At 47.7% G+C, this 25,634-nt stretch carries 27 protein-coding genes; 15 read left to right on the top strand and 12 right to left on the bottom strand.

The window, feature by feature from the left end; translation table 11 throughout:
- Nucleotides 1-48: 48 nt before the first annotated feature.
- From OL444_RS05385 to OL444_RS05410, 6 genes are all read right to left on the bottom strand, one after another.
- Nucleotides 49-702: a lipoprotein signal peptidase gene (locus OL444_RS05385; RefSeq protein ID WP_264734254.1), complete on the bottom strand. Its 654-nt coding sequence runs from the start codon at nucleotides 700-702 to the stop codon at nucleotides 49-51.
- A gap of 61 nt (nucleotides 703-763) precedes the next feature.
- The gene (locus OL444_RS05390) at nucleotides 764-3,268 is read right to left on the bottom strand and encodes a bifunctional UDP-N-acetylmuramoyl-tripeptide:D-alanyl-D-alanine ligase/alanine racemase (RefSeq protein ID WP_264734253.1); all 2,505 of its coding nucleotides are present in this window, start codon (nucleotides 3,266-3,268) and stop codon (nucleotides 764-766) included.
- A 64-nt stretch (nucleotides 3,269-3,332) separates the two neighbouring features.
- Nucleotides 3,333-4,265 (bottom strand): TerC/Alx family metal homeostasis membrane protein, encoded by a 933-nt coding sequence (locus tag OL444_RS05395; RefSeq protein ID WP_264734252.1) that lies wholly within the window; start codon nucleotides 4,263-4,265, stop codon nucleotides 3,333-3,335.
- Between the two features lie 183 nt (nucleotides 4,266-4,448).
- Nucleotides 4,449-6,152: a gliding motility-associated ABC transporter substrate-binding protein GldG gene (gldG, locus tag OL444_RS05400; RefSeq protein ID WP_264734251.1), complete on the bottom strand. Its 1,704-nt coding sequence runs from the start codon at nucleotides 6,150-6,152 to the stop codon at nucleotides 4,449-4,451.
- Between the two features lie 98 nt (nucleotides 6,153-6,250).
- Nucleotides 6,251-6,991, bottom strand: coding sequence for a gliding motility-associated ABC transporter permease subunit GldF (gldF, locus tag OL444_RS05405; protein ID WP_264734250.1), 741 nt, complete (start codon nucleotides 6,989-6,991; stop codon nucleotides 6,251-6,253).
- Nucleotides 6,992-7,146: 155 nt separating this feature from the next.
- Nucleotides 7,147-8,364 carry an IscS subfamily cysteine desulfurase gene (locus OL444_RS05410; protein ID WP_307734779.1) on the bottom strand — a complete coding sequence of 406 codons (1,218 nt, stop codon included), beginning with the start codon at nucleotides 8,362-8,364 and terminating at the stop codon, nucleotides 7,147-7,149.
- Nucleotides 8,365-8,499: 135 nt separating this feature from the next.
- Between OL444_RS05410 and mce the strand changes: the two genes are divergently transcribed.
- Nucleotides 8,500-8,901, top strand: coding sequence for a methylmalonyl-CoA epimerase (mce, locus tag OL444_RS05415; protein WP_264734249.1), 402 nt, complete (start codon nucleotides 8,500-8,502; stop codon nucleotides 8,899-8,901).
- Between the two features lie 584 nt (nucleotides 8,902-9,485).
- On the opposite strand, the gene OL444_RS05420 is transcribed toward mce, so the two are convergent.
- Entirely contained in the window at nucleotides 9,486-10,766 is a 1,281-nt protein-coding gene (locus tag OL444_RS05420; protein ID WP_264734248.1) for a UDP-N-acetylmuramoyl-tripeptide--D-alanyl-D-alanine ligase, read from the bottom strand.
- A gap of 125 nt (nucleotides 10,767-10,891) precedes the next feature.
- Here OL444_RS05420 and OL444_RS05425 point away from each other — a divergent pair, with 125 nt between their 5' ends.
- The 5 genes from OL444_RS05425 to apaG all read left to right on the top strand — a co-directional run bounded on the left by OL444_RS05425 (nucleotide 10,892) and on the right by apaG (nucleotide 13,578).
- Nucleotides 10,892-11,269 (top strand): hypothetical protein, encoded by a 378-nt coding sequence (locus tag OL444_RS05425; RefSeq protein ID WP_264734247.1) that lies wholly within the window; start codon nucleotides 10,892-10,894, stop codon nucleotides 11,267-11,269.
- A gap of 17 nt (nucleotides 11,270-11,286) precedes the next feature.
- Nucleotides 11,287-11,835 (top strand): YceI family protein, encoded by a 549-nt coding sequence (locus OL444_RS05430; protein ID WP_264734246.1) that lies wholly within the window; start codon nucleotides 11,287-11,289, stop codon nucleotides 11,833-11,835.
- Nucleotides 11,836-11,846: 11 nt separating this feature from the next.
- Nucleotides 11,847-12,794 (top strand): DUF5777 family beta-barrel protein, encoded by a 948-nt coding sequence (locus OL444_RS05435; protein ID WP_264734245.1) that lies wholly within the window; start codon nucleotides 11,847-11,849, stop codon nucleotides 12,792-12,794.
- Nucleotides 12,782-13,108: a DUF4157 domain-containing protein gene (locus OL444_RS05440; protein ID WP_264734244.1), complete on the top strand. Its 327-nt coding sequence runs from the start codon at nucleotides 12,782-12,784 to the stop codon at nucleotides 13,106-13,108. Before OL444_RS05435 ends, OL444_RS05440 begins: the two co-directional genes overlap by 13 nt.
- 83 nt (nucleotides 13,109-13,191) lie before the next feature.
- On the top strand, nucleotides 13,192-13,578 hold the full coding sequence (gene apaG, locus OL444_RS05445) for a Co2+/Mg2+ efflux facilitator ApaG/CorD (protein WP_143304535.1): 387 nt from the start codon (nucleotides 13,192-13,194) through the stop codon (nucleotides 13,576-13,578).
- A 102-nt stretch (nucleotides 13,579-13,680) separates the two neighbouring features.
- Here the strand turns inward: apaG and gldB are convergent, their stop codons facing one another.
- Entirely contained in the window at nucleotides 13,681-14,718 is a 1,038-nt protein-coding gene (gldB, locus tag OL444_RS05450; protein ID WP_264734242.1) for a gliding motility lipoprotein GldB, read from the bottom strand.
- A 183-nt stretch (nucleotides 14,719-14,901) separates the two neighbouring features.
- Between gldB and OL444_RS05455 the strand changes: the two genes are divergently transcribed.
- From OL444_RS05455 to OL444_RS05480, 6 genes are all read left to right on the top strand, one after another.
- Nucleotides 14,902-15,585 (top strand): porin family protein, encoded by a 684-nt coding sequence (locus OL444_RS05455; RefSeq protein WP_264734241.1) that lies wholly within the window; start codon nucleotides 14,902-14,904, stop codon nucleotides 15,583-15,585.
- A 24-nt stretch (nucleotides 15,586-15,609) separates the two neighbouring features.
- On the top strand, nucleotides 15,610-17,277 hold the full coding sequence (locus OL444_RS05460; RefSeq protein WP_264734240.1) for an NAD+ synthase: 1,668 nt from the start codon (nucleotides 15,610-15,612) through the stop codon (nucleotides 17,275-17,277).
- A 50-nt stretch (nucleotides 17,278-17,327) separates the two neighbouring features.
- Nucleotides 17,328-18,596, top strand: coding sequence for a serine--tRNA ligase (gene serS / locus OL444_RS05465; protein ID WP_264734239.1), 1,269 nt, complete (start codon nucleotides 17,328-17,330; stop codon nucleotides 18,594-18,596).
- A 105-nt stretch (nucleotides 18,597-18,701) separates the two neighbouring features.
- Entirely contained in the window at nucleotides 18,702-19,259 is a 558-nt protein-coding gene (locus tag OL444_RS05470; protein WP_264734238.1) for a GNAT family N-acetyltransferase, read from the top strand.
- An 81-nt stretch (nucleotides 19,260-19,340) separates the two neighbouring features.
- Nucleotides 19,341-20,426, top strand: coding sequence for a HesA/MoeB/ThiF family protein (locus tag OL444_RS05475; RefSeq protein ID WP_264734237.1), 1,086 nt, complete (start codon nucleotides 19,341-19,343; stop codon nucleotides 20,424-20,426).
- Nucleotides 20,427-20,429: 3 nt separating this feature from the next.
- Nucleotides 20,430-21,173, top strand: a complete 744-nt coding sequence (locus OL444_RS05480) for a sulfite exporter TauE/SafE family protein (protein ID WP_264734236.1) — start codon at nucleotides 20,430-20,432, stop codon at nucleotides 21,171-21,173.
- Here OL444_RS05480 and moaA read toward each other — a convergent pair whose 3' ends face one another.
- Complete coding sequence (gene moaA / locus OL444_RS05485; RefSeq protein ID WP_307734782.1) at nucleotides 21,174-22,172, bottom strand: GTP 3',8-cyclase MoaA; 999 nt, start codon at nucleotides 22,170-22,172, stop codon at nucleotides 21,174-21,176. It abuts the gene before it with no gap.
- Nucleotides 22,156-22,527 (bottom strand): DUF7009 family protein, encoded by a 372-nt coding sequence (locus OL444_RS05490; RefSeq protein ID WP_264734234.1) that lies wholly within the window; start codon nucleotides 22,525-22,527, stop codon nucleotides 22,156-22,158. The genes moaA and OL444_RS05490 overlap by 17 nt, the downstream gene beginning before the upstream one ends.
- 81 nt (nucleotides 22,528-22,608) lie before the next feature.
- On the opposite strand from OL444_RS05490, the gene moaD reads away from it, so the two are divergent.
- On the top strand, nucleotides 22,609-22,842 hold the full coding sequence (gene moaD, locus OL444_RS05495) for a molybdopterin converting factor subunit 1 (RefSeq protein ID WP_264734233.1): 234 nt from the start codon (nucleotides 22,609-22,611) through the stop codon (nucleotides 22,840-22,842).
- Nucleotides 22,843-22,879: 37 nt separating this feature from the next.
- The gene (locus tag OL444_RS05500; protein WP_264734232.1) at nucleotides 22,880-23,281 is read left to right on the top strand and encodes a molybdenum cofactor biosynthesis protein MoaE; all 402 of its coding nucleotides are present in this window, start codon (nucleotides 22,880-22,882) and stop codon (nucleotides 23,279-23,281) included.
- A 4-nt stretch (nucleotides 23,282-23,285) separates the two neighbouring features.
- Here OL444_RS05500 and OL444_RS05505 read toward each other — a convergent pair whose 3' ends face one another.
- The gene (locus OL444_RS05505) at nucleotides 23,286-23,876 is read right to left on the bottom strand and encodes an NTP transferase domain-containing protein (protein WP_264734231.1); all 591 of its coding nucleotides are present in this window, start codon (nucleotides 23,874-23,876) and stop codon (nucleotides 23,286-23,288) included.
- A complete protein-coding gene (gene moaC, locus OL444_RS05510) occupies nucleotides 23,860-24,345 on the bottom strand; it encodes a cyclic pyranopterin monophosphate synthase MoaC (protein WP_264734230.1) in 486 nt (161 codons plus the stop codon). The genes OL444_RS05505 and moaC overlap by 17 nt, the downstream gene beginning before the upstream one ends.
- 46 nt (nucleotides 24,346-24,391) lie before the next feature.
- Here moaC and OL444_RS05515 point away from each other — a divergent pair, with 46 nt between their 5' ends.
- A complete protein-coding gene (locus OL444_RS05515) occupies nucleotides 24,392-25,600 on the top strand; it encodes a molybdopterin molybdotransferase MoeA (protein WP_264734229.1) in 1,209 nt (402 codons plus the stop codon).
- Nucleotides 25,601-25,634: the final 34 nt, after the last annotated feature.

Below are 25,634 nucleotides of genomic sequence, written 5' to 3' on the forward strand. Positions count from 1 at the left end.
GCATAGTATCATGTACTATGCGCCATGTATAAGGTAAACCGGAAGGTCTTAGCTGATGGTATCTTTTACGATCGCTTTTTCGCCACCGGAAGGTTGCATGTGTTTACCCAAGAATCGCTTCTGGAAAAGCAGGATGGTGATCACCCCAACAGAAATAGCGGCATCGGCAATATTAAATACCGGGCGGAAGAATACAAAGTAATCGCCTCCTTTGAAGGGTATCCATTTAGGGAGATAACCTTCATAAATGGGGAAATACAGCATATCCACCACACGGCCGTGCAGGAAGCTGCCATAACCGCCACCGGAAGGCAGAAACTTCGCTACTTCATAACCAATGCTATCATTGAAAATAAGGCCATAGAACATACTGTCGATCAGGTTACCCGCAGCGCCAGCCAGTATCAGGGAGCCGCAAATCAGCAAGCCGGTACTGTATTTTTCTTTGACCAGTCGTTTCATATACACAAAACCTACTACTACCGCTACCAGACGGAAAAGCGTGAGCAGGATCTTTCCGAAATCGCCACCAAATTTTAATCCATAGGCCATTCCTTCATTTTCAATAAAATGAATACGGAACCAGTTGGGGAATATGATAAATTCCTCCTGCATGAACATATGGGTCTTGATCCAGAATTTCAAGGCCTGGTCAATAGCCAGGATAAGGATAACGATAAATACTACGTGACGATATTTCAATTGATATTAAAATTTTATCAAAAATAACAGATTATTTCAAAGTCAGAAATGCAATATCCTATTATTCCTGGAAATATACCCGTTTTACCCGCTGTGAAATTCCTGTTAATATTTCATAGGGAATGGTTTGCGCCCAGTCGGCCAGTTCCTGTACAGGCAGGCCCGGACCAAAAACAATTACCTCATCCCCTTCCATTACATCCGGGATATGTGTCACATCCAGCATCAGCATATCCATAGCGATGGTACCTACTACCGGCGCCAGTTTGCCCCGGATCAGCATTTTGCCGATACCATTGCTTAAACGGCGGGGGTACCCGTCTGCATAGCCGATCCGTACGGTGGCTGTCACGGAAGGTTCGCTGGCGGCCCATCTGGCCCCATACCCTACTGTGTCGCCCGGTTCCAGGTGTTTCAGCTGGGCAATGGTGGTTTTCAGGGTGCTAACCTGACGCAGCTGGTCCTGAATACCGTTGCTGCTGTCGATACCATACATGCCAATACCCAGGCGCACCATATCCAGGTGCAGCTCCGGATGCCGGCTGATAGCGGCGCTGTTGGCAATGTGGCGGATAACGGTATATCCCAATGCTTTCTGCAGCTCATGACTCATATCAAAGAAGAGTTTGCCCTGTTGCTGGGTGAGCGCATCCTTTTCAGGATCTTCACTGGCAGCCAGGTGGCTGAAGATAGACTGTACCTTCATCACAGGCGTAGTGGTCAGGATCTGCGCCAGTGCGGTTACTTCGCTTTTCACAAAGCCCAGGCGGTGCATACCTGTATCCAGTTTAATGTGGATGGGGAAATCTGTTTTGCCTGCCGCGCTGACTTCTTCCATAAACTGTTGCAGAATCTGCATGGAATAGATTTCCGGCTCCAGGTTCCAGTGCAGGATGGCGTCGAAGCTGGCAGGTTCCGGGTTCATCACCATAATAGGCATGGTAATACCCGCCCGGCGCAGTTCTACCCCTTCATCGGCATAGGCTACCGCAAGGTAGTCTACCCCATGAAACTGCAGCAGGTTCGCAATTTCAAAACTGCCGCTGCCATAGGAAAAGGCCTTTACCATCGCCATCAGCCGTGTACCGGGTTTTACCAGTGACTGATACAGTTTCACGTTGTGGGCAATGGCGCTCAGGTTGATTTCCAGGATGGTCTGATGGGCTTTTTGTTCCAGCAGTTTACCGATACGTTCAAACTGGAAAACGCGGGAGCCTTTTACCAGAATGGTTTCGTTCTCAAAATCATCTGCATTGAATTGCTGAATATATTCGTCAGTAGTGGTAAAGAACTGGGTCTTTAAACCTTCTATCTGTTGAAAGCATTTCTTTTCCCGGCTGATATTTTTACCGATGGCAATCAGTCGGTTGATCCCTTTTTTCTGCAGGAGATCGGCTACCTCTTCATAAAGAGAGGCATCGCTCTTACCGCTTTGCAGGATATCGCTGAGGATCACGGTGCGGGTGGCATGCTGCTGCTGTTGCTGCAGAAAATCCAGCGCAATCGTGAGTGAGCCCAGGTCCAGGTTATAGCTGTCGTTGATCACGGAGCTGTTGTTGATACCCTGTTTCAGTTCCAGGCGCATCGCAATATTGTTCAGCTGATCCATGCGCTGCTGGATAACCTCCTGTTCTTTACCCAGGTAAAGCATCAGTGCCCAGCAATGAATGGCATTTTCGATAGAACCCTCATCCACAAAGGGAATGGTGATATGCAGCGGCTCCTGTTTGTACAGGGCGTCTATACGGGTATGGTTATCGTTTTTATCGGCGCTGATGATACGCAGGTCTGCATCTGTTTTCCGGGACCAGGAAAACAGCTCGGGGCCTCCTTCCTGGTTTTCTTTTTTACCTACCTGGTTGTGGAAAGCCAGTACGCATTCGTTGAGTGCCAGGTAGTCTTTGCAGTAGATCAGGATATCGCTTTTGGCAAATAATACGAGCTTCTCGTTAATCTTCTGCCGGATATTCAGAAAGCCTTCGCTATGTGCTTCTCCGATGTTGGTAAAGATGCCGATCGTAGGCCGGATAATCTTTTCCAGGTTCACCATTTCTCCCGGCTGGGAAATGCCGGCTTCAAAGATAGCCAGCTGGTGTTCTGCTTTCATCTGCCATACGGATAAAGGCACCCCGATCTGAGAGTTGTAGCTTTTAGGACTGCGAACAATGTTGTAATCCTTTTCCAGTAATTGATAGAGCCATTCTTTTACGATGGTTTTACCATTACTGCCGGTAATGCCGATCACCGGAATATGAAACTGGTGCCGGTGAGAGGCCACCAGGGTATGGAGGGCCTGCAACGTATCCTTTACAAGAATAAAGTTGGCGTTGGGGTAGTTTTCCAGTGGTACGGGCTCACTGACAATAAAATTGCTGACACCTTTGCGGTACAGCTCTTCTATGTATTGGTGGGCATTACGGCGTGGACTTACCAGGGCAATAAACAACGATGTCTCCGGGAAACTTAACTTCCGGCTGTCCAATAAAAGATGATCAATTTCAGAAAATCCGGTCTCTTGCAACAATTCCCCTTTCAGGGTCTTGTTGATGCTTGCTGCGTTATACACGTTTATCAGATTTGAATAATCAGTTTGCAGGCGTGAAAACATGTTTCACTACTGCTTTTTTACTTCACTTTTCTACCGGTGATTCTTTTTGCTGATGATAGAGCGAATAAAGAATGGAACCTCCAAGGCATAGTACGATCATGATGAGTGATACGTATACGGGTATATGTATAAAATACGCTGCCAGCATTTTTAGTCCTATGAAAACAAGTATGATAGCAATACCCTGTGGCAGATACTCAAATTTATCTACCGCCCCTCTCAACAAAAAGAAGAGGGATCTTAACCCCAATACGGCAAATATATTGGAAGTGTATACGACTACCGGTTGCTGTGATATTGCAAATACAGCAGGAATGGAATCCACTGCAAATATAATATCCGTCACAGCCAGCATCACTACTACCAGTGATAACGTGGTAAGATAAGCCTTATTATGTTTGCGGATGACGAAGCGCCCTTTCGGATCTTCGGTGGTTACCCGCATGTATTTGTTCATAAACCGGTAAACAACATTTTCTTCCGGTTTAAATTCATCATCCGGATTGGCGACAAACATTTTGATACCGGTATAAATCAGGAATACCCCGAAAATATATAGTATCCAGTCAAATCGCTGAATCAATACTACACCTACGCTGATAAAAACAGCTCTGAATACCAGTGCCATCAAAATCCCTATCAGCAATACCCGGGAGTAGTTTTCTTCTTTTATTTTGAAGAAATTGAATAGTAGTATAAAAACAAAAATATTATCTATAGAGAGTGACTTCTCCATGAGATAGGCGCTCATAAAACTGAGGGCAGTTTCTGCACCGTCTTCATACCACATATACCCGAAAAAAAGAACTGACAACCCAACCCAGAAAATACTTTGTAATAATGCAGTTTTGATAGTTGTTTTCTGATTTTTTTTACTGAACAGGCCCAGGTCAAAAATCAGTGCAAGGACTATCACAATAGCGAAAGTGAGGTACGTCCACTGGATGGGTGTCATGCGACCAAAATCAATTTGGTGAGCGGCAAAGATATGAAATTCAGCATGTTTTTCCCTGAACACGCCGGAATTAAAGTTATGGGAGAAGAGAAGGGAGAGCGGGATTTCCGGGAAGATTCATGAGCAAATATTTGCATATAATTGCCAGTGAATCTTCTCCGGATGTTAAGAACAGTATTATGATCAGGCAACAAATTTTCTTTGCCGGATAAACTGGAAGATCATAGCAAACAGAAGCACCAGTCCTACAGGTACCAGGAAGCAGATTACCTGCCATTTTGTTTTCTCCCGTTTAACTTTTTCTGCATCGAGCAGGCGCAGTGTTAACTCTTTATTGCGTGCTTCCATCACACCGTTGTTGCCACTGAGATATTCCAGGCAATTCAGGAAAAACTCCTTGTTGGCAAAAGCAAATCCGGGATTGTATTCGTTGATACCCATCTGCAGAGGCCCATCTTTGCGGGAAACCGCATTGGCAATCAGATCGCCATCACTTACCACAATCATCTGGTTACTGCTGTCGGAGGTGGCTTTAAAGGCTTGTTTGGATGCCTGTTCCAATCTGCTGACGAGCACAGGGTCCTGCCGGTTGCGGAACAACGAGGTGAAATGTCCTTCCAGCAATACGGCTGCAGGCACATGTTGTTGCCGGAATTCCCGGGGATTGGGCCGTGTACGTACCATATCCCAGCTTACCTGCGCCGGAATACGTACCGTACGGCTGTTGACAGAAGTGGTGAGCAGGATGGTTTTACGGATTGATTCGTTTTTGATGGTATCCAGGGAGCTGACAAAGCGGCTCAGCACCAGGTCCAGGTTTTTTACGATGGCATGATGACCGGTAGGTGTCAGCATGGGGAAATAAGGGAAAGGCACGGGTTGTATTTGCGGCCGGTTGCCTACATTACCCACTACCAGCGGTACTACGTCGCACTGCAGGTCTTGCAGCAGGTCCTGGTTAATACGTACGCCATAGCGGAACAACAGGTCTTCCAGGTTAAGCCCGCGATCGAAGGCATAAAACTCCGGATGTCTTTGCAGGCTGTCCATCGATGCACTGGATTCGTCAATGAACCACAGTACTTTACCGCCATTCATCACGTATTGGTCTATTTTCAGTTTGTCGGCATCGCTGAAAGCAGCTGCGGGCTTGGCAAACAGGATAATGTTGAAATCACGGGGGATGTAATCCGTACCCTGCAGCGTAAGCGTGTCCAGTTCATAGCTGCTTTGCAGCGTATTCAGGGCATCGTATACTTCCGCTCCGAGCGATTCACCATGCCCCATCATGTAGCCTATAAGCGGCTTTTTTTCTTCCTGCAGTTTGCTGATGGCATTGGCAAACTGGTACTCCAGCAAGGCTTCGGAGTTATTCATGGTTTGCATGGGATCTTGTCCGCCCTGATTTTTGAGCAGATTGACCCCTATGGTTTTTCCTTTGTAATGTACCAGGGCACCGGGAAAGATGAGTTTAGTGGCAAATCCGTCACCGGCATCTTCCTGCACTTTCATATTGAAAGGCATGATACCCTGTGCCGTCAGTTCTCCCAGTACCTTCATCCGGGATGAATCAGGCAACCCCTGTCCCGGATTCACGAATACGAATTTGATATTTTGTTTGCCGTATTCGCGGAACTCTTCCAATAGCTCATTGGTGGCAGTAGCCAGCTGCCGGAAACTGGCCGGATAATCTCCTTTCAGAAATACTTCAATTTCCACGGGACTATTGAGTTGCCGCAACAGTTGCCGGGTATGGCTGGTGAGTGTATATCTTTTTTCTGCGGTAAGATCCCATCTGCCGTGAAAATAGGCTGCTGCTATATTGAGGCCGGTGAGTAACAGGATGACAGTTACTGCACGCTGGATATATTTTTTTCGTTTAGCCATACTATTTAGATGTAGGTAATTTTGTTACCCGGACAGGCGTTTTCAGATAGTAGTCACAACTGATACCAGTAATATCCGGATAAATCAGAAACCGGATATTAACTGTTTTGCCAGAGTTTTCTTTGTAAAGATAATTTAGTCAGATAAAGCATTAATCCGATCAGGCTGATGAAATAGATCACGTCCCGACTGTCGATCACACCCCGGCTGATGGATTGGTAGTGAAACTTAATACCAGCCATTTGCAGGTAGTAATCTGCTCCGCCGCTCAGGGCAGGGATTTTACTGAGGGCATCAAAGCCGTTGTAAAAAATAAAGCAGGTGAATACAGCGATCAGAAAAGCAATCATGGCATTATTGGTGAGAGAAGACGACCAGATACCGATAGCGGTGAAAACGCCGCCCAGCAAGAGTAAGCCGGTATAAGCACCCAGTATGCCGCCATTATCCAACTGGTGATGATCTATGCTCAGTTGCTTTACCGCTATGTAATACACCACAGTCGGTAAAAGCGAGATAGCCACAATCAGCACGCTGCCCCAGAATTTGCCCAGTACAATCTGCCACCAGGTGAGTGGTTTGGTGCTGAGCAGTTCTATGGTGTTGGACCGGAATTCATCCGCAAAACAACGCATGGTGATAGCCGGTATCAGCAGCAGATAAATCAGCGGCGCAAGGTCAAACAGCGGGTCCAGGTTAGCGTAGCCGGTATCGAGTAAGCTGGTATCCGGAAAAACAAAAAGGAGAAGCCCGTTGGCCAGCAAAAACAGGATGATGGCTACGTAGCCGGTAACACTGCTGAAGAACTGGTTAATCTCTTTCTTAAAGATGGCTAGCATGAACAGTTTTATAAGGATTAGTATAAGTGAAAGTACAAATATAAAAGCTTTTGGCAGTTAGCCGCGTGCCTTTTTATTGTGTAGCCGGCGGGCGTATTTTTTCCGTAAAACAGGGAGAGGTGGAAATCAGTCCGGGCGCGGCCGGGAACTGCCTCCTAGTGACGATTCCGGGGAATAGCATCCAGGTCTACACCGGCTTTATACATTTCCCACAGCGGGCTTACTGCCCTGTGTTGCAGGATAGCGGCTGTTATGGTGGTGATGGCATAATCGATTTCTGCTTCCGTGGTAAAACGTCCCAGCCCGAAACGGATGGAAGCATGTGCCAGTTCATCGCTCAGGCCCATGGCTTTCAGCACGTGGCTAGGCGCCATGGAAGCCGAAGTACAGGCCGACCCGGAAGATACCGCAATACTTTTGTGAAAGCCCATCAGCAGGCTTTCGCTTTCCACATATTTGAAAGACAGGTTGCTGACGTGTGGCAGGCGATGGGCCGTACTGCCATTGACAGCGGTGGCTTCCAGCTGTAACAGCGCCTGCTCAAGCCGATCCCTTAACCCGGCAAGGCGGGCCGCTTCCGCCGGCATTTCCGTCCTGCAAAGTTCACATGCCATGCCGAAACCGGCAATGCCGCTTACATTGAGGGTACCGGAACGCATCCCGTTTTCATGGCCGCCACCGTCTAGCTGGGCGGTTATTTTAACCCGGGGAGATTTACGGCGTACATATAAAGCGCCTACGCCTTTGGGGCCATACATTTTATGAGAGGAAAACGCCAGCAGATCGATCCCATCTGCATTTACATCTACCGGAATTTTGCCGGCAGCCTGAGAAGCATCCGTCATAAATAATACGCCGTGCCGCCGCGCGATATCGCTGATTTGTTTTACCGGCTGTATCAGTCCTGTTTCGTTATTGGCGTACATGACTGTAATAAGAATTGTTTGCGGGGTAATGGCAGCTTCCAGCTGGGCCAGGTCAATAAACCCTTCGGGGTCTGTTGGCAGATAGGTAACCTGTGCCCCCTGTTTTTCCAGGTGTTTGCAGGTATCCAGCACTGCTTTATGTTCCGTAGCCACGGTAATCAGGTGATTGCCTTTGGTGGTGTAGGTTTCATAGACGCCTTTAATGGCCAGGTTAATCGCTTCCGTGGCGCCGGAGGTGAAAATGATTTCTTTTGTTTCTGCACCAATCAGGGCGGCTACCTGCTCCCGGGCATGTGTGATGGCTTCTTCCGCCGCCCAGCCAAAAGCGTGGCTGCGACTGGCTGCATTGCCGAAAATCTCCGTGAAGTAAGGCAACATGGTGGTTACTACCCTGGGGTCGCAGGGAGTGGTGGCATTATAATCCAGGTATACCGGGAGTTTCAGCATCTTGATAGCCGTTTATATTCGTAAAGAGAAACGGGTCAAATTTACGACATAAGTTCTATTTTTACCGGATAACCACATCGTCCATAACCAGGCAGTAACAGGAGGTTTCCGGTGTACTGCCCCAACAAAAAAAACATGCTGAACGTAGAACATATCGGAATTGCCGTTAACTCGCTGGAAATATCTGTACCCCTGTTTGAGAAATTACTGCATACGCCTTGTTACAAAAGAGAGGAAGTAACCGGTGAAGCCGTGCAAACTGCTTTTTTTCAACAAGGAAGCACTAAAATAGAGCTGCTGGAAGCTACCCGGCCGGAAAGTCCGATTGCCCGGTTTCTGGATAAGAAGGGAGAAGGTATCCACCACATTGCTTTTGAAGTGGCAGATATTGAGGCAGAGATGAAACGGTTACAGGAAGAAGGCTTTGTATTGTTGAGTGAGACGCCTAAAAGGGGGGCTGATAACAAGCTGATTTGCTTTTTACACCCTAAAAATACAAATGGAGTGCTGATAGAAATTTGTCAAGAGATCAGATAAATAATTGTTTATACATTTTGATAATAAATAATAAATATTTTTTTTATTTTTTTTCCATTTTAGCAATCCAAAGGAAAATGTTATTCGTACATAATTCAGAAGCACACCCCGGAATGACGTGAACGATCAACTGAATGACGCGGTTAAAAAATTAAACCAAAATTATTTTCAAATTTTTGAACAAATACATTTTCCATTACGTTATCTCTATATCAACACTTACAAAACAAAAAAATAACAATATTCAAAATATTATAAAGCTTAAACTTCCTGTTACTATAGTTTAAGTTTTTACGATTACTCTAAAGTTGGCATAGGTTATGAACACCTGCGGGTTTTTTAGCTTGCAGGTCTTTTTTTTAAGCCGGCTTCTTCTGATATTACCAGCCTTATCTTTTCATGTAAATAACTGCTTTGAGGATAAACAGCAATGGCTTGTTTTCTTCTATAAACGCTGCTATGTTCCTTTAATTGTGCAAAATGCACAGAAAGGGAGCATCATTCCCTGCTTTGTTGCTACCAGGGCGAATTACGCAGGAATATCCAACCAGATACAGCTACGCAATTCACCCTGCCGGCATTTATCAGGCGAGTACCTTTTCCATACCGGTACTGCGGGAGCCTTTGATGAGTATATAAGTATCGGTGAATTGTTGCTGTTGCAGCCAGTTGCGGGCTTCAGCGGCATTTTCCAGGAAAATGTAAGGATGGTTAACCTTTTTAAAATCGCCGCCAACCAATACCACAGCTTCCCAATGGGTATTTTGCAGTAACTGTACCAGGGCTTCATGTTCTTTGATGCTATCTGCGCCTAATTCCATCATAGCACCCAGCAGCAATACTTTTTTAGGAGCCTGTATACCGGCAAAATTTTCAATAGCGGCCCGCATACTGGATGGATTGGCATTGTAGGCATCCATGATAATGGTATTGCTATCCTGCCGGATCACCTGTGAGCGGTTATTGGAGGGGGTATATGCCGCCAAAGCCGGTGCTATCTTATTTTCCGGTACACCGAAGTGACTGGCTACCGCCACGGCTGCCATCACATTCGGGAAGTTATAGGCGCCGGTGAGGTGGGTTTGTATAAATCCTACCTGGCTGTTGCCGGTTACCTGTACGCCCAGCAATGCATCGCCGGCATGTACTTCGCCGGTGTAGTCGGCTGTTTTACTGCCATAGGTCACGATGTGCGGGATGCCTTTGCTCATATCCGTGAGGTAGCCATAATCGTTACACACGAACACGGTTCCGTCGTTGGCCCGCAGAAAGTCGTACAACTCTCCTTTGGCTATCCGTACGCCCTCTTCACTGCCAAATCCTTCCAGGTGTGCCTTTCCGATATTGGTGATGATCCCGTGTGTGGGTAAGGCGATCCGGCAATAGCTGGCTATTTCCTTTTGGTGGTTGGCGCCCATTTCTATTACAGCTATCTCCACGTCGGGTGGTATGCTGAGAATCGTGAGGGGAACGCCGATATGATTATTCAGATTACCGATGGTGGCGTGGGTTTTAAAGCCGGCCGACAGGGCGGTATATACCAGTTCTTTGGTAGTGGTTTTACCGTTGGTGCCGGTAATGGCCAGGAAAGGAATGTTTAATTGCTGCCGGTGCCACAGGGCCAGCTGTTGCAGGGTGTCGAGTACATCTGTTACCAGCATCATCTTTTCCGGCACGGTAAAATAAGGGGCTTCGTCCACTACGGCAAAAGCGGCGCCCATTTCCAGCGCTTTGGCGGCAAATTCATTGCCGTTGAAGTTTCCTCCTTTCAGGGCAAAAAAGATATCGTTGGGTTGCAGTTTACGGGTGTCTGTCTGGATACTACGGTGTTGTTGGTAGATGCTGTAAAGCTGTTCGATATTCACGGTGCGTAATGTTTGTGCAAAAATAAGCGGTTCGTCATAGTAATATTAAACAATTTTAATCCGCCTCTCCAGGCAACCATTTCTATCAATCCCTCGTATCCGGTAGTAGCTAAAATCTGAACCCTATGAAAACAATTGTATGGTTGCTGGCGGGCGGCTGTTTGTGGCTGACTGCCTGTAAGAATGAGCAGGCCCCTGCTCCCGTGCTCCCGGTAGATACTACCTTTCGTTGTGAAAAAGCCAGGGTTACTACGGCATATGTATTTGAAGCCCTGCAGGTTAATTGTACCAGCCGTAAATGCCACCCGGGCCGGGGGCCGGTAGCGGCTGACTTTTCCACTCCCGAGAAACTGAAAACCTACATCAGTAACTCCCGGGCTGTTTTTGAAGCCAGGGTTACCGGACCGCAGGCCAATATGCCGCCATCCCGGTTTCCACCCCTTACAAAAGGTATGAAAGACTCCATCGCTTGCTGGATCAGCAAAGGAATGCCCGATCAATAACTCCCAAAAACAAACACATGAAATATCTGCTGTTTTTCGTAGGGGCTTGTCTGTTAGCCTCACAGGCGCTGGCCCAGGATATTTATTCGTGCCGGAAAGTACACCTGTCTTTCTTTTCGGAAGCGCCGCTGGAAAATATAGAAGCCAAAACAGATCAGGGTGTATCTGCTATCAACATAAAAACAAAAGTGGTCTATTTTAAAGTGCCGGTTACCTCTTTCCGCTTTAAGAAAAAGCTGATGGAAGAACACTTTAATGATAACTACCTGGAAAGTGAAAAATATCCGTTCGCAGAATTTAAAGGAAACATTCAGGATGCTGCAGACTTCCGTAATGACGGTACTTATCCGGTAACGGTAACGGGCACACTGAATATTCATGGTGTAGATAAAAACTATACGGAAAAAGGTACCCTGGTCGTGAAAGGAAATACATTAAATGTCAATGCGACATTTAATGTGCGCGTAGCCGACCACCGCATCAAAATACCCTCACTGGTAGTGAAAAATGTGGCAGAAGTAGTCGCCATCACGGTGCAAGCTGCCTATGAAATTGTAAACAAATAACTCGATCTCCCATGAAACGATCCTTCCTCCTGATATATAGCATTGCCATGGCCACTTACTGCCAGGCACAGAACGACATGAGCAAACTGTTCGACAGCACAGGTACGCCCCGTACCTATGTAAAGGATACTTATAAGTCCACCCGTATTGTCATGGGACAATCCACCGAAATGTTGCGGGCACACGAGCTGGACTTCCGTGTGACCCACCGTTTCGGAGATGCCGCCGGTGAATTTGGTGGTAGCAAAACCTTCTTTGGCGTCGATAATGCCGCCGATATCCGCATCGCCTTTGAATATGGTATTACCGATAACCTGATGGTAGGTGTGAGCCGGAGTAAAGGTAGCGGTGATCTGGAGCAACTCTATGAAGGCCTCGTGAAATACCGGCTGCTGCAGCAATCTACCGACAACAGCATTCCCGTGTCCCTGGCATTTTTTGGTAATGCCGTCATCAGTGGGATGACTAGTGCGAAGGAAGTAACATCCGCGAGCTATTTTGGCAGTACTACCGACCGTATGAGTTATGTAGCCCAGGCGATTGTATCCCGTAAATTCGGCCGCCGCCTGTCGCTTACGCTGTTGCCTACCTACATACACCGTAATCGGGTAGCCTTCAACGATATGAATAATATATTCGCACTGGGAGCGGCCGGGCGGCTGAAATTATCCAAACGTATCGGCATCCTGGCTGAATATTACTATCCGTTTCGGTCCAATGCTTCCAGTGATTATGCCAAATCCTCCCGCAGCACTACCTATTACCAGCCGCTGGGGATAGGACTGGAAATAGAAACCGGCGGACACGTATTTCACGTAACCTTTACCAACTCTACAGCGATCCTGGAAAATCAGTTTATTTCCGAAACCACCACTTCCTGGCTACAAGGACAGTTCCGCTGGGGTTTCAATATTTCCCGTAGATTTACACTCTTCGGGAAAAAAGATTGGAAAAAATAAGATGCCGCATAAAGGAACGTTCCTGGCTGGCTGCGATCGCCGCCCGTAAAATGGGCGTGAAGCAGATAGCCATGGTGGTGGGAAGTACCATTCATCTGCATGGTAGCTCCCGCCATATTTTTATGGCAGATACTTACTGGGTACGACATGAGGTGTGCCATATCAAACAATACCGGGAACATGGCATGATAAAGTTTCTTTGGTTGTATCTGACGGAATACTTCCGCCGGGGATATTATATGAATCGCTTTGAGGTCGCAGCGAGGACAGCAGAAGCAGATCCATACATACTCGACGATATCGAAATAGTTTAAAGAATCGTTAAAGTGTACCCAATAACATATTTTTTACAACCACTGGCTTTATTTTCCTTATTTTTACGTTAAAGGTTGATTATATGGTTAAGAAGGTAACTGAGGGCATCACCATTAGCGTGGAAACATTCTACCAGCCGGATTATTCAAATCCTATTGGAAGCGAATTTATGTTTGCTTACCGTATAACCATTGAGAATAATAACACTTTCCCCATCAAATTACTCCGTCGTCACTGGTATATTATTGATTCTAACGGTACCCACCGCGAGGTGGAAGGTGAAGGCGTTGTAGGAGTTCAGCCATTACTGGCTCCCGGCGAAACGTACCAGTATGTCTCGGGATCGAATCTTCGCACCGAAATAGGCAAAATGTACGGTACTTATCAAATGGAGAACCAGCTGGATAAGAAACTACTGGAAGTAAAGATCCCGGAATTTCAAATGGTGGTGCCATTTAAGCTTAATTAAGCTGTAACATAGCTAGCGTATTAAAAAACGCATTTTCGGGAAGAGTAACAACTTTCATCTTCCCGGAAATGCGTTATTTTTTTAGTAGCAATCCTGACTGCGCTATTTGGGTCTGTACTTCGATGCCTTGAAGATATCCAACAGATTTTTGGATTCCATGAGTTGTTGCAAAGACACTTCCGGATGTGCTTCCATGTATTTTTTGATGATCTGCCAGCCCACAAAGTTGGCTATTTTACCAGGAGCGCCTTCCGGCATCCCCTGTGTAGAAGGACCATCTCCGATAAAATGATTGATCTGTTGCCAGTCTGTTGAATACAACAGGTTGTTTTGTACAAAGAACTGCCAGATCATCTGTTCATTATCATGACACCACTGCAGTTGTTCTTTCGTATAGCCGAGTTTGATAGTATCCGGTGTAGCCGGTAATACTTTATCGAGGAAATACTGTTGTTTGCCGGCTTCTATCATGATCTCCAGCAAACCACCGCTGTTGCGGGCAGGTGGATACAGTTGCTGCTGCAGTACCTGCATACAGTTGGTAGCAATATAGGCAGGAGCAAAACGGTGAATCATATAATCCGGATAATCCGGGATCTGTGCATAAGGCGGGAAATTCTCTCCCATGTACATATCCAGCCCGATACCGAGGATAGAATCCACTGTGATGGCACCATAATTGGCAATACCAGAGATAAACGTGACCACTTTAGGTGGATGGAAAGCCGGAATATAGTATTTGATATAGCGGAAACATTGCGCCAGTTGCTCTTTGAGTGCCGTTGCATCGCCGTATTGCTGCTGAACGGCTTTTTCCAGCTGCCGGAAATCGGCCGTTGTGAGGAACAACCGTAGCTGCTGGTGTATGGCCGCACTGCTGTCGGAATAGGCGCCCAGATTCAGGATGTCTGTAACATACAACGGCAGAAACACGGGGTAATCGGCGTGCAGCCGCTGCAGGCCTGGTTGTATTTGATTGGTGTCGATGGTAAACAAAGCGGAATCAAACCGCGAGATGTTTACCGTCATAGGAATATGGCTTACATCCGGGGCTTTCTGGCCGGAATGGCAGGCGGTGATGCCGGAAAGGGCCATCAAACAGCTGATCAGCAGGGTATATTTATTAATGTAACTTTGCATCTCTTTTAAAACTAAACGAAAACAAAATTATTATAATTAACCAGCAATATATGGGAGAAATTGCGAATTTCAGATAAAGGGAGGAATAACCGATGGCAGACATCCGCAAAGATCATCTGCCCGTATATCCTGACTGTTTTGTAATTTTTCACCGGAATTAAGTTATCCAGCAAAATGATTTTTATGAAACGCATCTTGGTTTTATTGGCAATGTTTGGGGTGGGGCACGCAGCTATAGCGCAACAGGGGTATCATGGATTGAACAGGAAAGTCAGGCTCGGGTTTACGATCAGTCCTATGATATCGATGCTGAAGCCTCAGGAGTCGGGCGTGAACCGCAACAGCTCCAAAGCTGGTCTGAACTTTGGCCTCATGGCAGATTTCAACCTGAATGAAAGCGGTAGCTATGCATTGGCATCGGGATTTCAGGTAGTATTGGGCGGCAGTAAACTAAAATATGATGCAGGTAAAGGATTGAATGATTATAAAGCCAATCCGGCAGAATATAATATGAAGCTCACCTATATTGAAATACCGCTGGCATTGAAGCTGAAAACCAATACAGAAGGAGAAATCAATTACTGGGGACAGTTTGGTACCTACATTAATTTCCCGGTGAGTGGCCGGGCTGGTATTACCACGCTGAACGAAACCCATGACCGGGTGAATATATTATCCGATATGAACCGGGTGAATGTAGGCCTGCTGCTGGGGGCAGGAATTGAATATCCGTTGGGCGAAACCCTGCGTGGCCTGGTAGGCATCACCTATCAGAACGGATTTGTGGATGTGACCCGGAACAAAAAATGGAACGATGGCCGTATCAACATGAATAGTTTGGCCCTTCGTCTCGGTGTTTATTTTTAAGGAGCATTAATTTTTTTGATTGTTATGAAGATTATACTGGCACAGCAGAATTATCATATAGGCAACTTTGAACAGAATACAGCCAAGATTATTGAGGGCATTAAAGCGGCAGAAGCCCAGGGTGCAGACCTGGTGGTATTTTCTGAACTGTGTGTATGCGGCTATCCGCCCCGTGACTTCCTGGAGTTTGAAGATTTCATTGTACAGAGCTATCGGGCAATTGATGCCATCAAAGCGCATACACAGCAGATAGCCGTACTGGTAGGCGCCCCTGCCCGCAATCCGCAGCGGGAAGGAAAAGACCTGTTTAATGCCGCCTGGTTCCTGCATGAAGGAGCTGTAAAACAGATTGTGCATAAAACGCTGCTGCCTACCTACGATGTATTTGATGAATACCGTTATTTTGAACCTTCCTACGAATGGCAGGTGATTCCTTTCAAAGGGAAAAAACTGGCGGTCACCATCTGTGAAGATATCTGGAACCTCGGCGATAACCCGTTGTACCGGGTATGTCCCATGGACCTGCTGATGGCGCAGGAGCCGGATGTAATGATCAACCTGTCTGCTTCTCCCTTTGATTATGATCATGACGAAGACAGAAAAGAAATTATCCGCGCCAATGTGCTGAAATATAAATTACCCATGTATTACTGCAATACTGTGGGTTCCCAGACTGAAATCGTATTTGATGGCGGTTCCCTGATTTATGATGCAGCAGGAAATATTGTAAAAGAACTGCCTTACTTTGAAGAAGCCATGGGCGGTGCAGACCTGGAAACACTCACGGGCAGCCACCTGGCGCCAGTGCAGCCGGCAGTTTTTACGCCGCTGACCGAACTGGTGTTCGACCACAATACCGATCGTATCTATGATGCACTGGTAATGGGTATCCGGGATTATTTCGGGAAGATGGGCTTTAAAAAAGCCATCCTGGGTTCTTCCGGTGGAATCGACAGCGCAGTGACCCTGGCTATTGCCTGCGATGCACTGGGGAAAGATAATGTACGGGCGGTACTCATGCCTTCTCCCTACTCTACAGAACATTCTGTGGATGATGCTGTGGCTTTATCCAAAAACCTGGATAATCCCTATGATATTATCCGCATCAATGATATTTATGAAAGCTTCCTCACCACGCTGGAGCCTTATTTCAAAGGCTTGCCATTTAATGTGGCGGAAGAAAATACCCAATCCCGCATCCGGGGGAACCTGCTGATGGGATTGTCCAATAAATTTGGCTATATTTTACTGAACACTTCCAATAAAAGTGAACTGTCTACCGGTTATGGTACCCTTTATGGCGATATGGCCGGCGGTTTATCTGTATTGGGAGATGTATATAAGATGCAGGTATATGCCCTGGCGCGTTATATTAACCGCGACCGGGAAATTATTCCGGTGAATATCATTGAGAAGGAACCTTCTGCAGAACTGCGGCCGGATCAGAAAGACAGCGACAGCCTGCCTGATTATGCCATCCTCGACCGGATTTTGTATCAGTACATAGAACGCCGTCAGGGACCACGGGAGATTGTTGCAATGGGCTTTGACCCGGCTTTAATTTCGCGGGCCTTAAAGATGGTGAACACCAATGAATACAAACGTAATCAGTTCTGCCCGATTATCAGAGTATCTTCCAAGGCCTTTGGTGTGGGTCGCAGGGTACCGATAGTAGGGAAATACCTTAGCTAAGACCTAAGGACTATTTTAAATATATTTGCCAAAATTTTAGATCAATCAACATGTTACAAGTACCGTTTATACGTCAAAATAAAGAATTAGTATTGGAACGCCTGGCCTTTAAACACTTTAAAGAGCTGGAACTGGTAGATAAAGTGCTGGAGCTGGATGATGAACGTAAAAGACTTACCCTGGAATACGATGAAACCCAGGCGCAGGTAAACAGCCTGTCCAAAGAAATCGGTAAGCTGATGGGCCAGGGCAAAAAAGAAGAAGCGGAGCAGCAACGTGCGGCCGTAGCGGCACTGAAAGACCGTTTAGGTCCGGTAAATACGCAGCTCAACGCGACGGAAGAAGCCCTGACAGATACCCTGTTGAAACTGCCTAACCTGCCTGCAGCCACAGTACCTCCCGGTAAAACACCGGAAGAGAATGTGGAAGTGCGCGGCGGCGGCAAGATCCCTGAATTGTACGATGGAGCGGTACCTCACTGGGACCTCGCCAAACAGTACGACCTGATTGACTTTGAGTTGGGTAATAAAATCACCGGCAGTGGTTTCCCGGTATTCAAAAATAAAGGCGCCCGTTTACAGCGCGCCCTGATCCAGTATTTCCTGGACTACAATACCAGCAAAGGTTATACGGAATATGCACCACCTTACCTGGTGAATGAAGCGTCTGCCCGTGGTACCGGTCAGTTGCCGGATAAAGAAGGTCAGATGTATCACGTGAAGGAAGAAAACTACTTCCTCATTCCTACAGCTGAAGTACCGGTGACCAACATTTACCGCGATGAAATCGTAAAAGATACCGACCTGCCTATCAGAATGACGGCCTATACGCCATGTTTCCGCCGGGAAGCCGGATCTTACGGTAAAGATGTACGTGGTTTGAACCGGGTACACCAGTTCGATAAAGTAGAGCTGGTACAGCTGGTACATCCGGATAAATCCTACGAAGTGCTGGAAGAAATGGTAGCGCATGTGGAAACACTGCTGAACGACCTGCAACTGCCCTATCGTATTCTGCGTTTATGCGCCGGCGATATGAGCTTTACCGGTGCACTGACCTACGACTTTGAAGTGTATAGCGCCGCACAGCAGAAATGGCTGGAAGTAAGCTCCGTGACCAACTTTGAAGCTTACCAGACCAACCGCATGAAAATACGTTTCAAAGAAAATAATGGTAAACCACAGCTGGTACATTCCCTGAATGGCAGCTCCCTGGCATTACCGCGTATTATGGCTTGTCTGCTGGAAAATAACCAGACCGCGGAAGGTATCCAGATACCTACGGTACTGCAGCCTTATTTCGGACATCATATGATCTAAAATAACTAATACGTATTGCGGATGAAGCAATAACCGGCTGGTGGGGAGATATCTGCAAAAACGGAATAATCCGTCTCCCCACCCTGCCGTTTTTATCAAGCTTTTATGCGTGATCAACAATCAAAATACCACCTGCCCAACGGGGATGAACTGATTATCCGGATACCTGACATAACGGATGCTCCAGCCTTCCTGGCCAACTTTCAACAACTTACCAAAGAAACCGATCAGCTATTATTAACCCATGCTGAATCCCTCGACCTTGATGTGAAATCCGAGCGGGAATTTATTGCCTCTTATCTCGATGATCCCGACCGTCTGTTGTTGGTGGCGGAGGTAAATGGGAAAATCATCGGCTCTGTTAACTTCACGCATACCGGCCATACGAAAAAGGCACATACAGGCGAAATGGGTATTGCCATTGAAAAACCATGGCATAACCTGGGTATCGGGCGGCGCCTGATCACCATCCTGATCCGCTGGGCGGAAGCGCATCCCTATCTGGAAATCGTGTTCCTGCAGGTATATGCTTCCAACGAAAAGGCCCTGCAGCTTTACCGCAACTTCGGCTTCCAGGAATGTGGCCGCCTGCCACAGGGCATCATGCTGCGCCCTGGTGTATATACCGATCTTATAACCATGTACCGCCGTATCAGACCCTGATGCAGGCTGTATTTCCACCTGCATTTACCGGATGGAATCCTGCATAATTACGCCTAACTTTATCTTCCAAAATGAATCAATATGCAGAGATATGACCGACAGACAAGATTGGAAGGATTTGGCCCGGAAAAACAAGCCTTGCTGCAACAGGCCAAAGTACTGGTAATAGGCGCTGGCGGACTCGGTGTACCGGTATTGCAATACCTGACGGCCATGGGCGTAGGTACGATTGGCATTGTGGAACATGACACCGTGAGCATTACCAACCTGCAGCGACAGGTATTATATACGACTGCCGATGAAGGAAAACCGAAAGTGCAATTAGCCGCTCAAAGGCTGCAGCAGCTGAATCCCGAAGTACAACACCGCATACATGATACCTGGATCACGCCGGAAAATGCCGTGGACCTTATTCGTGCCTACGATGTGGTGGTGGATTGCTCTGATAACTTCGGTACCCGTTACCTCGTCAATGATGCCGCTGTTATTGCCGGCAAACCACTGGTATACGGCGCCATCTACAAATATGAAGGACAGGTAAGCGTATTCAATTACCAGGAAGGTGCCACCTATCGTTGTTTGTTTCCGGAAGCACCGGAAAGCGGAGAGATGCTGAACTGCAGTGAAATAGGCGTGTTGGGCGTATTACCTGGCATTATTGGTGCTTACCAGGCCAATGAAACGGTGAAGGTGATCACCGGTATCGGTACGCCGCTTAGCAACCAATTGCTGACGATTGACACTTTACATAACACGCATCAGGTATTTCAGATTATACCGGTAGCTGCCAACCGGCAGTTAACGTCGTTACAACCACAGTATGAACAGCCCGTGTGTGCAGTAGCCGGCCTGCAATCCTTATCTGTTCAGCAGTTGCACAAATGGCTGCAGAAAAATAATGGTCTGCAGTTGCTGGATGTGCGGGAGGACGAGGAATGGGACATCTGTCATATTCCCCAGGCGCAGCATATTCCGATGTCGCAGGTATTGCAGCAGTTAACCGCCTTACGGCCGGAAGCCCCGCTGGCAGTGCTTTGCCATCATGGTATGCGTAGCCGTGCCGTAGGATTGCGATTGGTGGAGCTGGGCTTTAAAGCCGTGTACAATGTAGAAGGTGGTATTCATGCGTGGGCTGTTGCCATCGATCGCCAGATGCAAACCTATTAATCCGTGATTACAGAACTATGTATCCTCTTTTTCGTGGTAGCCTTGTTGTATGCAGCGGCCGGTTTTGGCGGCGGCTCCAGCTACCTGGCTTTGATGGCCCTCTGGCAGGTTGATTTTCAGCTGATGAAATCCACCGCTTTGCTGTGCAACATTGCCGTGGTAGTAGGCGGAGTGTATCACTTCTATCGTAGTGGGCATCTGCCGCTGCGAAAGGCGTGGCAGTTATCGCTGGTCAGTGTGCCGCTGGCTTTTGCAGGTAGCTATCTGCCCTTGAAGCAGGCTACCTTTTTCCTGTTGCTGGGCATTGCATTAACCATTGCAGCAGTGTGTATGTGTTACCGCTTGTTTTTTGAAGGAAAGGAAGCACCGGAACCGGTGCAACGGGGTAATGGTAAAGTGTATGGTCTCATTGGCGGCGCCATTGGGCTATTGTCGGGCATGACGGGCATTGGCGGCGGTATTTATTTGTCGCCGGTATTGCGTTTGGGCAGATATGATACGGCGAAGAATATCGCCGGACTGAGTAGCTTTTTTATACTGGTGAATTCGGTGGCTGGTTTGCTGGGGCAGGCAGCCAAACAGGCGATTGTATTTGATATGGCCTTTGCCGGCCCATTGCTGATAGCGGTAATTGCGGGCGGGCAGATAGGCGCCCGGATGAGTGCACAGGTATTATCGCCCAGATGGGTAGCCGGCGCTACGGCCGTGCTGATTTTATATGCGGGTGTACGGATGCTGCTACAATAGTTATCCACCAATCACAGACATGCTTTCCCTGTTTTCTTCCTGATAAGCCTGTGCTGCTTCAAAGCCGTTGGCATAACGAACTTGTATGGCCGCCTCTATGGCGGATAATAACAAGGCGCTGTTGGAGGTATCCTGCAGCAGCGGTTTAATATGCAATTCATCTTTGCCATACAGGCAGGTTCTCATACTACCGGTAGCGGATATACGAATACGATTGCAGGTGCCGCAAAAAGTGCGGCTATAGGCTGGTATAACGCCTATATTTCCCCGGTGACCAGGGATATGATAGTTTAATGCCGTAGCATGCGGGGCATCGGGTATTTTATGCAGGGGATACCGGTTGCCGATATGTTCCAGTATTCGTTGATAATGCCAGTTGATACCGGAAAACGTATGTCCCTGACCGTTAAAAGGCATTTCTTCAATAAACCGCACCGATACCGGCTGCTCCCGGGTGAGTGCTGCAAAATCGAGCAGCTCATCGGTATTCACGCCTTCCATCACTACCACATTTATTTTTGTGTGCAGCTCGTGTTGCAATAGCTGATGCAGCGTATCCATGACGGCTGTAAACCGGTTGCGACGCGTGATTTGCTGAAAGCGTGCCGCCTGCAGGGTATCCAGACTCAGGTTAATATGTGTGATACCCAGTGCGCGTAAAGCCGGAATAAAAGGAGCGGTTAAGACCCCATTGGTGGTGATGGCTATTTCCTGTATACCTGGAATGGCAGTTATTTTTTCGAGGAGAGCCAGTAAGCCTGGCCGCAGAAAAGGTTCTCCGCCGGTGATCCGCACTTTGGAAATACCTGCGGCTGCCAGTATCTGCAACAGGCGTAGTATTTCACTGTCAGACAGCAGTGCCTGTGAAGGTACAAAGTGCATGTTTTCCGGCATGCAATAAGTGCATCGCAGATTGCAGCGGTCTGTTACCGCCAGTCTAACGTAATCGATTATACGATGATGTGCATCGGTAAGCATGTGCTTAACAATTTTTACCATTCATAGGGTTGTCAAATGCCTGGCTGTCGTCTTCCTCACGGGGCGACAGGCATTTGAAATCCTTTTCCACCAGTACTTTTAGCTGGGAGCCGTCCGGATTGGGAAATACGAGTTCAAATCCTACCTGGTCCGGTACATACCAGGCATCGAGTTGGGACAGTGGCAATACCAGATGAATGCCATCCGGTTCCATTTTAATAAGCGGCGCTGTGACTGTTTTTCCGCGTATACAGAAGTGGAGGGCACCCGTACCTATCTTTGTATCGGAAGTGGTTTTACCGGTTGCCTGTAACTGTTCTATATCCGTTTTGTCCAGCCGGTACCGTATGCTGTTGTCCCTGAGCCTGATCTTCATAAAAAATGATTTAGCCGTTGTACTAAATTTACTACTTTCTCAGGGCTATATTGTAGATTTAAGTAACAATTTTAAAAGGTTATGCATGTATTGTTGTTTGGTGTGGTAAAGGATACGGCAGGGGTGCCGGTGCTGACAGTGCCGGAGGAGCTGCAGGACGTAGCTGCGTTGAAAGCATGGCTGTATGCTACCTATCCTTCCCTGCAGCAGTTGAAATCATTGATGATTGCCATTAACAGCACCTACGCTACAGACGATCAGTTGCTGGATGCGACCGCCGAAATCGCCGTTATTCCACCGGTGAGCGGTGGATAACCCACCCCTGCTTATTCCCTAAAAAAAGACCATTGGTATGGATGTATTAATACAAATCAGCGCGCTGATCACTGTGCAGGAAGCGCTGGACTTTATTCAAACGCCCGCCTGCGGCGGAGAAGTGATTTTTGTGGGAACAGTGCGTAACCTTACGGGAGCAAGGGCCGTCACCAGGTTGTTTTATGAGTGTTATGAAAAGATGGCGCTGGCAGAAATGCATAAAATAGCCGGTAGGGTGCAGGAACAATGGGACATCAAAAAACTGGCGATGTTACATGCCATCGGTGATAAATATCCCGGCGAGGTGGCCGTGGTGATTGCGGTAGCCAGTGCGCACCGGGGCATTGCATTTGATGCCTGTGAATTTGCCATCGATACATTAAAGGAAACGGTACCTATCTGGAAGAAAGAATTTTTTGCAGATGGAACGGTGATATAGCCCACTACCCTTTTTTCATCGCAAAGGCTTTGTCGTCGGGGGTATTGGCATTGAACTGCTCCGCCACATAAGGATTTTCCAATAAGGCAATATCGCTGTTCAACAACGTTTTACGCGGACATATTTTTCCGGTTAACACCTGTTGCTGCAGGGCGGTAAGGCCGGCTGGCTCCCAGATGGCCAGCAGTGGCTCGGGGTGCTGGTTGAAAGGACTGATGAAAGCGGTAGCGGCTTTGGCAGGATTTCTTGCGGTATACAGCAACGACAGGCTTTGACGGCTGACGAACGGCAGATCGCACGCAACGACCAGCCAGGCTGTAGCCGGCTGTAACAAATGCGCGCTCAGTAACCCCGCTGCAGGGCCGCCACAGGTCACCTGATCAGTAATAAGTGCCGCCGTGGAAAAATGAATGGCCTGTTCCGGTCTGCAGGAAATAAATACTTCGGTTACCAGATCTGCTAATAAAGTCTGCACGTATTGCCATTGCGGCATACCATGATAGGCGATCTGGCTTTTATCTTCCTGCATGCGGGTACTGTAGCCACCGCATAAGATCAGGCCTTTCAGTGGAGACGTATTATCGGGTGTAGTCATTTTTACCGCCTGTTTTACTGATGAGTTTTGTCTCCCGGATAATCATCTCCTGGGAAAAAGCTTTACACATATCGTAGATGGTGAGTGCCGCAATACTGGCGCCTGTCAAGGCTTCCATTTCCACGCCTGTTTTACCGGTGGTTTTAACGGTACAGCGTATAATGGCTTCTGTTCCTTCCAGGTGTATCTGTACATCACAGTTATCCAGCAGCAGGGTATGACAAAGCGGAATCAGCTCCGGTGTTTTTTTTACGGCCATGATGCCGGCAATAACGGCTGTCTGGAATACGCTGCCCTTGCGGGTTTGAATGTCGTTGTCGCGGAATTGTTCCCGGATAATATCCGGCAGATAGATACGACTCTCGGCGATGGCTATACGATGTGTATCATTTTTATCACTGATGTCTACCATCGACGGCTGACCATCTGCATTGAGATGTGAAAATCCGCTGCTTGATTGATTGGGCATAAAAGCATAAATTTAGTCATCTTCTCTTTCACAAAAATAGTTCAAAATGATGTTGAGTGTAGCTGCTGCGTTTACTGCCGTGATGCAAACGGTGCGCGATACAGATGTAGAAACCATTTCGTTTGAGATGGCCACCGGCCGTGTTTTACGGGAGCCGGTAGCTGCAGACCGCCCGTTTCCGCCATTTAACCGGATTGCGATGGATGGCATTGCGGTGAATTACGACAGCTTCGCCCGTGGGCAGCACATTTTTGGTGTGGAAGATATACAGGCTGCCGGTACGCCCCAGTTACAGCTGTCGAATACCGCTAATTGTATAGAAGTGATGACCGGCGCAATATTGCCGGAAATGACGGATACCGTGATCCCCTATGAACAGCTGACCATTGCTGAGCATGATGGATTCCGCCGTTTTACCATAGTGGGAACTGTGAAAAAAGGACAACATATTCATACCGAAGGGTCGGATGTAGCAGCCGGCGCTGTACTGCTCCAACCCGGTACCCTGCTGGGGCCTGCAGAAGCAGGTGTACTGGCCAGTGTAGGTAAAACAACGGTACAGGTAAGCCGGTTGCCCCGGGTAGTGGTGATGGCTACAGGCAATGAACTGGTACCGGTAGGTGCCATGCCGGAGCCCCACCAGATACGGATGTCTAATGTATACAGCCTGGTAGCTGCTTTACAACAGCTGGGCCTGCCGGTACGTTATATACACTTGCCGGATGATAAGGAGGCGATGGAAGAACAACTACGGCCACTACTATACGAAACAGATGTATGGATTAGCTCGGGAGCTGTGTCTGCAGGAAAGTATGATTATTTGCCGGCAGTATTACAGCAGTTGGGCATGCAAACCATCTTTCATAAAGTACAGCAACGGCCGGGTAAACCTTTCCTGTTTGGTGCCTTTGAAAATGGCCCGGTGGTATTTGCGCTGCCTGGTAATCCGGTATCCGGATTTATGTGTTTTTACCGGTATGTACAACCCTGGCTGCAGGCGGCCATGGGATTGACAGCCAGCGCTCCGGCATATGCCGTACTGGGAGCAGCGGTCTCCTTTGAACCTGCCCTGGAATATTACCTGCCGGTGAAGCTGACGGCTTCGCCCGATGGTTCACTGGTAGCACTGCCACAGCCCTATCATGGTTCCGGGGATCTGGCCAGCCTCCTGCAGGCCGATGGATTCCTGGCCTTACCGGCAGATACGGCCCAGTTTCAGGAAGGGAATGTCTATCCCTTATGGCGGTTCCGTTAAACCCTGTGGGCGAATAACGGTCTTAGGAGGAAAC

Origin of the sequence: Chitinophaga nivalis, from assembly GCF_025989125.1 — a bacterium.
Taxonomy (GTDB): Bacteria; Bacteroidota; Bacteroidia; order Chitinophagales; family Chitinophagaceae; genus Chitinophaga; species Chitinophaga nivalis.

Coding starts and splice junctions, on each gene's coding strand:
- gldF (WP_264734250.1), bottom strand. CDS start 6,991: ATGCTAGCCATCTTTAAGAAAGAGATTAACCAGTTCTTCAGCAGTGTT.
- OL444_RS05395 (WP_264734252.1), bottom strand. CDS start 4,265: ATGACACCCATCCAGTGGACGTACCTCACTTTCGCTATTGTGATAGTC.
- apaG (WP_143304535.1), top strand. CDS start 13,192: ATGGTTAAGAAGGTAACTGAGGGCATCACCATTAGCGTGGAAACATTC.
- OL444_RS05470 (WP_264734238.1), top strand. CDS start 18,702: ATGCGTGATCAACAATCAAAATACCACCTGCCCAACGGGGATGAACTG.
- OL444_RS05410 (WP_307734779.1), bottom strand. CDS start 8,364: ATGCTGAAACTCCCGGTATACCTGGATTATAATGCCACCACTCCCTGC.
- OL444_RS05430 (WP_264734246.1), top strand. CDS start 11,287: ATGAAATATCTGCTGTTTTTCGTAGGGGCTTGTCTGTTAGCCTCACAG.
- OL444_RS05500 (WP_264734232.1), top strand. CDS start 22,880: ATGGATGTATTAATACAAATCAGCGCGCTGATCACTGTGCAGGAAGCG.
- gldG (WP_264734251.1), bottom strand. CDS start 6,152: ATGGCTAAACGAAAAAAATATATCCAGCGTGCAGTAACTGTCATCCTG.
- moaA (WP_307734782.1), bottom strand. CDS start 22,172: ATGGTAAAAATTGTTAAGCACATGCTTACCGATGCACATCATCGTATA.
- mce (WP_264734249.1), top strand. CDS start 8,500: ATGCTGAACGTAGAACATATCGGAATTGCCGTTAACTCGCTGGAAATA.
- OL444_RS05505 (WP_264734231.1), bottom strand. CDS start 23,876: ATGACTACACCCGATAATACGTCTCCACTGAAAGGCCTGATCTTATGC.
- OL444_RS05460 (WP_264734240.1), top strand. CDS start 15,610: ATGAAGATTATACTGGCACAGCAGAATTATCATATAGGCAACTTTGAA.
- moaD (WP_264734233.1), top strand. CDS start 22,609: ATGCATGTATTGTTGTTTGGTGTGGTAAAGGATACGGCAGGGGTGCCG.
- OL444_RS05435 (WP_264734245.1), top strand. CDS start 11,847: ATGAAACGATCCTTCCTCCTGATATATAGCATTGCCATGGCCACTTAC.
- OL444_RS05490 (WP_264734234.1), bottom strand. CDS start 22,527: ATGAAGATCAGGCTCAGGGACAACAGCATACGGTACCGGCTGGACAAA.
- OL444_RS05515 (WP_264734229.1), top strand. CDS start 24,392: ATGATGTTGAGTGTAGCTGCTGCGTTTACTGCCGTGATGCAAACGGTG.
- moaC (WP_264734230.1), bottom strand. CDS start 24,345: ATGCCCAATCAATCAAGCAGCGGATTTTCACATCTCAATGCAGATGGT.
- OL444_RS05475 (WP_264734237.1), top strand. CDS start 19,341: ATGCAGAGATATGACCGACAGACAAGATTGGAAGGATTTGGCCCGGAA.
- OL444_RS05425 (WP_264734247.1), top strand. CDS start 10,892: ATGAAAACAATTGTATGGTTGCTGGCGGGCGGCTGTTTGTGGCTGACT.
- gldB (WP_264734242.1), bottom strand. CDS start 14,718: ATGCAAAGTTACATTAATAAATATACCCTGCTGATCAGCTGTTTGATG.
- OL444_RS05455 (WP_264734241.1), top strand. CDS start 14,902: ATGAAACGCATCTTGGTTTTATTGGCAATGTTTGGGGTGGGGCACGCA.
- serS (WP_264734239.1), top strand. CDS start 17,328: ATGTTACAAGTACCGTTTATACGTCAAAATAAAGAATTAGTATTGGAA.